The following is a 3,714-nucleotide window of genomic DNA, read 5'->3' on the forward strand; positions in this document are numbered from 1 at the left end:
CGGCGCGTGCCTCGTCGTCGGCGGTGCGGGCCGCGTGCTCGGCGGCGCGGGCCGCCTCCCGCGCGATTTGCGCTTCTTCCTCGGCGGCATGGGCCTGTTGCTCCGCCGTCCGGGCCGCGGCGACCTCCGCCTCCTTGACCTCCCAGGCCTTGTGCGCGGCCTGCCGGGCCCGGATCGTGGCGTGCGCGGCGTCCCGCGCCGCCTCGGCCGCTTCCTGCGCCCGGCGGACCGCCTCCAGCGCGCCGTCCGCCTCCCCTGCGGCGGTCGCCGGCCGTTCCAGGTCACGCGCGCCCCTCGCCGCGGCGCCCTGGCGGACCGTCCAGTTCAGATCGCGGTGCCAGTCCTCGACGATGCTGGCGGCGTCGTCGTCCACCCGGGTCAGGGCGCCGCCCAGTGCCTCGGTCAGCAGGGCCAGACCGTCCAGCAGGGGGCCGGCGGCGGGGGAGCCGGGGCGCAGCTCGGCACAGGCCTTCTCGGCGAACCTGGTGAACCTCCTGCGCGCCTCGTCCAGTTGCTCTCCCGGCGTACGGGCGTCGACGTGCCGCTGTTCGTTCGCCATCAGTGCTCTCCGCTGTCGGGGTCCCAGCCGGGCTGGTAGTCGCTGGTCGACATCTCCATGGGGACGCGATGGACCCAGCCGGGCCTCTGCTCCGCCTCGGCGAAGCTGCCCGCCTGCGGTGCCTGGAGGGCGCCGCGATGCAGCCGCAGCTCGCCCCTGGCGTCCAGCGTGATGCGCACCGGACTGGACTGGGCGTTCGGGTTGGCGGCGGGAACCGGGAGCTTGCCGAGCGGGAAGGGATCACCGCCATCGGGATCCTGCATGTAGAAGTGCAGCTGCTCTGGACTGTCGGCGAGATCGAGCACGGCGATCCGACCGGGCGTGGGATCGACCAGGGGATCGGGATGGGCACCGACGTGGAACAGGTCGGGCAGATAGGTCAGCAGGGGGTCGCCCCCGTCGGCCTCGGAGGCCGGGAAGACCTGGTGCGGTGCGTATCGCGGGCTGCCCCACTCGTGGGGCGAGGCGCACACGTCTCCCGCGACACGGACCGTCGGCTGGTGCGTGGAGATCCGCAGCCGTTCCCCGGCACGGCCGGTCAGTGCGAGGGAGTCGCGCCCGTCCGCCGAGCCGCTGTCCGGCAGCCAGTAGTGCTGGCGTGGTCCGTGCCGGAACTCGGCCGTGAGGTTGAGCCACTCGTCCACGCAGATCCGGAAGCGCATCTCCGCGCCGTGGTCGAAGTCCCAGGCGGGGGAGGCCATGTTGCAGCCGGAGCGGCGTGCCCGGTTCTCCACCTCCAGGATCCCCCAGGGGATCGGGCTGCTGCCCGCCCGGGGCCGGATGACGCTGGGCGTGCGGACCACCCGCCGCCAGCTGCCGGCGAGACCGAGGGAACCGTCGGCGCCCATCTGCTCGAAGGGCGTGCCGGAGGTGAACACCTCCTCCGCGCTGGCCGCCAGGCCCTCCAGGGCGAAGTCGCAGGGCAGACAGCTGAACAGGCTCTGGGAGATGAGCGACAGCTCCGAACGGATCATCCGTCCGGACTCCTGGCGGAAGACACCCACCCTGCCGCGGACCCGGTGCAGCCAGGCCGCTCCGAGGGACGTCGCCTGCTTGGCGAGGAACCCCGTCTCGGTCTCCAGTCGTTCGGGGTTCCAGTCGACCTTGCGGGTGGTCCTTCCGTGGATGTAGTCGGCCTTCTTCAGGGCGTGGGTCATCGCCCGGCGCACCGCCGCCATGGTGCTGCTGCGGCCGGCGAGGACGACCTGGTCGAGGCAGGGCGCCGAGGCGGTCGCCACGCTCCGGGAAGCCTGCCCGTCGGCGGTGGCGGTGGCGGTGGCGGTGGCGGGGGAGGAGGGCCGGCCGCTCAGCCGCCGGAAGGCGTCGGACACCAGGCCGGCCGCCATCTCGGCCGCCTGCCGGACGATGGGTTCGATCAGCATGCGGAACTCGTCCTGGGAGAACACGACCGTGCCGCTGAGTTCCTTCAGCTGCTCGAAGTGCTGCCGCAGATCGGCGAGTTCGTCGGTCGTGAGGTCCGCGTCCCCGTTCTCCTCGCCCAGGACCCGCTTGATCCGCTCGGCCAGCCGCCACAGCTTGCTGAAGCCGACCTCCCGCTGACGGGCCTCCTCACCGTCCTCCAGGTCGCGGCCGTACACGCGCCAGTGGGTGGGGAGTTCGCGCCGGAGGATCTCGCGCACCTCGGGGCTCACCAGACTCTCCCGGTTTCCCTCGGCCTGACGTGCCATCCGGGCGGCCAGCCGCTCACCGGTCCCGCCGGGGTCACCCTTGCCCACCCTGTCCAGCAGCGTGGCCTTCACCCAGTACAGCACCAGCAGGGTCAGCAGATCGCCGCCCAGCTGGCCGTGTCCGATCGTCCCGAGGATCCGGGGCTCCAGCTCGTAGGCGCGGCCGGAGGTGAAGCGGTCGGCCGGTGCGAGCGCCGGAGTGAAGTCACGCAGAATCAGGTCCAGCAGCGCGATGTCGGTCGTGCCGCCGCCGATGTCGACGACCAGCATGATGCTGCGCCAGGTGTCCGGCTCTCCCGGCACGGGCCGGGAGCAGGCCCGCAGCTTCTCCAGACCGAGGTCCAGGTTCCCGGTGAGATCGCGCATCACGAAATAGAGTCCCGCCGCCAGGCCCTCGTCGATGATCAGCTCGACATGGGGCACCGACAGCCCGCGCTGCACCAGGGTCTTGAGCTGCGCCCTGGCCTCCGGGGAGGCCGACGTCGGGAAGGTCAGCAGCACCGTCCCCATGGGCGCGGGGTCACCCGGGGCGTCGCCGTGGTCGACCCGCTCGGCCTGGTCCACCAGGAGGTGGTAGACGTGCTGCGCCAGGTGCGCCGGAGACGGGCCCTGCTCCGACGCCCTGCTGACCGGCGTGGTCAGCAGTTTGCGCTTGATTCCGGTGATGCCCTCGGTCTCCTCCGGGGTGAGTTCGTACGCGACACCCCGGGCGCGGGACACCCCCGGGCGGTCCTGGTTGCTGTGCACCTCGCGCAGTGATGTGGCGGGCGCCCGGGTCGGCGTGCCGCCCTGGCCGTATCCGAACTCGACGGGACCGAGCTGGTGGAGGTCGAGCGCGGGGGTGTGCACGGTGGTGGTCACCAGCCGGTGCAGGCGTTCCACCAGCCATTCGCGCAATTCGGGGTCCTGGGTCGCGGATCGCGTCTCCTCGACCCAGAGCAGGACCCGGGTGGCCACGGCGAGGTTGTCCAGCCGCGCCAGCGCCTCGGAGCCGCCGAGGGTCCGGCCGAGCGGGCCGCCGATCTCCAGCTGCCCGCCGCGCAGACCCTCCAGCGCGCTCTTCCACGCGCGTGGGGCGTCGTCCGGCGGTGCCGTCAGGGCCCGCAGTCCGTCCGCCAGGGCGGTCGCCTGGTCGGCGTCGACGTGCCTGCCGGTGCTGTGACGGAGCAGCAGGGTGACCGTGGACGCGGTGGTGCCGAAGTCGACGGCCAGGGCGCGGCCGTCCGCCGGACCCTGTGGTGCCGGACGCAGCACCAGGTGTTCGGGGGACAGCGGGCGGGGCGCGGGCGCGGGGCGTCCGGGCGGCCACAGCTGCAGGACCACCGAGGCGGGGGCGGTGCCCGGTGCCGTGGGCCCGGTGTACTGGACGCGCCAGCTGACCGTGAGCCGGACGGGCCGGGCGTCGGGGGCCGGTGCGCCGGCCGAGGCGCGCGGATGCACGGCGAACAGCGGCAGCCTGGCCCCGTG

Annotated in this window: 2 pseudogenes; both read right to left on the reverse strand. The window is 73.4% G+C overall.

Annotated elements, in window-relative coordinates:
* Window positions 1-559: pseudogene (locus ACFW2E_RS43185) on the reverse strand (hypothetical protein); the annotation flags it as partial.
* Window positions 559-3,714 (reverse strand): annotated as a pseudogene (locus tag ACFW2E_RS43190) (hypothetical protein); the annotation flags it as partial. The pseudogenes ACFW2E_RS43190 and ACFW2E_RS43185, both read right to left, overlap by 1 nt.

It is taken from the genome of Streptomyces sp. NPDC058964 (assembly GCF_042741275.1).
GTDB lineage: Bacteria > Actinomycetota > Actinomycetes > Streptomycetales > Streptomycetaceae > Streptomyces.